The organism is Fusibacter paucivorans (assembly GCF_018390735.1).
Classification (GTDB): domain Bacteria; phylum Bacillota; class Clostridia; order Peptostreptococcales; family Acidaminobacteraceae; genus Fusibacter; species Fusibacter paucivorans.
This window is the reverse complement of sequence record NZ_JAHBCL010000088.1, coordinates 1-1,390: the sequence shown is the minus strand read 5'-3', so window position 1 is coordinate 1,390 and position 1,390 is coordinate 1. Positions and strand designations below refer to the sequence as shown.

1 protein-coding gene is annotated in these 1,390 nt (G+C 48.1%); it reads left to right on the top strand.

The window, feature by feature from the left end; translation table 11 throughout:
• Positions 1-516: 516 nt before the first annotated feature.
• Positions 517-1,390 (top strand): group II intron reverse transcriptase/maturase (ltrA, locus tag KHM83_RS19540; protein ID WP_213238720.1); only part of this gene is annotated, 874 nt, incomplete at its 3' end.

Genomic DNA, 1,390 nt, shown 5'->3' with positions numbered 1-1,390 from the left:
ATGGTGTGCGTGCGTCCAGCAAAGCTGGACGTTGCTTGCTGGTGAAAGTCCAGCCATGGTAATCGCCAAGGAGCCATGTAGCCAGTCCCGGTGCGTCGCAGTAATGCGGGGTGCTGAGCGGGATGATAGCCTATTGTATAGGTCGGCAAAGATATAGGTCGTAACATCATGTGAACACTGCCGTATCGTTAATAAAAGCCCACATCGTGGGAAAGAGGGAGTCGAACCCTGGCGCACAGGTGAAGACCATGGAAGGTACAACGAACTTGGAGACAGTGCCTAAGAACCCTCCGGTATAGAGGTGGCGACATGTATCGAAAGTAGCGTTCGGAACTGGAGAGACCCTACTTGACACGGCAAAGCCGTAAAGGGCATACCTATAAGTTTGAGACGAAATGGTATTGTCGTCATGAGGGAGTCAGAGGGGTTCATAGTACCGATGATGGCGGGGACAACACAACCTCGCTTAGGAAAGGAACCCTGCTTCAACCATGTTTTCAGAGGAGGTAAGAGCGAGTGAATGCTCAAAAGGCTAACAACACCAAAGAAAAAGTTCGACAACTTCAAAGAAAACTATATCGATCTGCCAAGCAGAACAACAAACGCAAATTCCATGCGCTGTTCGACAAAGTTTATCGAATGGATGTCCTACAGGAAGCATGGAAAAGAGTCAGAGCAAGCAAAGGTGCTGGTGGTATTGACCTCGTCACATTAACTGATGTCGAGATATATGGGGTGGAACGATTTCTCGAAGAAATTGCACAGCTATTGAAAGATGGCGACTACCGACCATCCCCCGCAAAACGCGTGAACATACCGAAGGATAATGGAAAAGAACGACCTCTGGGTCTACCGACAATTAAAGACAAGATCGTACAGATGGCAACCAAGATTGTTATAGAACCCATATTTGAGGCAGATTTCCATGAATGTTCCTACGGCTTCAGACCAAAACGGAGTCAACATATGGCTTTGGAAGTGGTCAGGAAAGCCTGCAACAACAAGGGGTATTGGGTGGTAGATGCGGATATCAAAGGATATTTCGACAACATCAAGCACGAGAAACTCATGAAATTGGTGCAGGAACGCATTAATGACCGACGCATCTTGAAGCTGATATGCCTGTGGCTAAAGGCGGGGGTCATGGTGGGCGGACGATACGAGACAAGTGAAGAAGGTAGTCCGCAAGGCGGCGTCATCTCACCTCTCCTGTCGAACATTTATCTCAACTACATGGACAAGGTATGGGAACGCCATGGCAAACATCTTGGCAAGCTCGTTAGGTTTGCCGATGACAGTGTCATCATCTGCAAGAACAAGAAGGATGCCAATCACGCGTTGAAGCTCGTGCGTGAAATCATGAGAAGACTTGAACTGGAACTGAATGAGG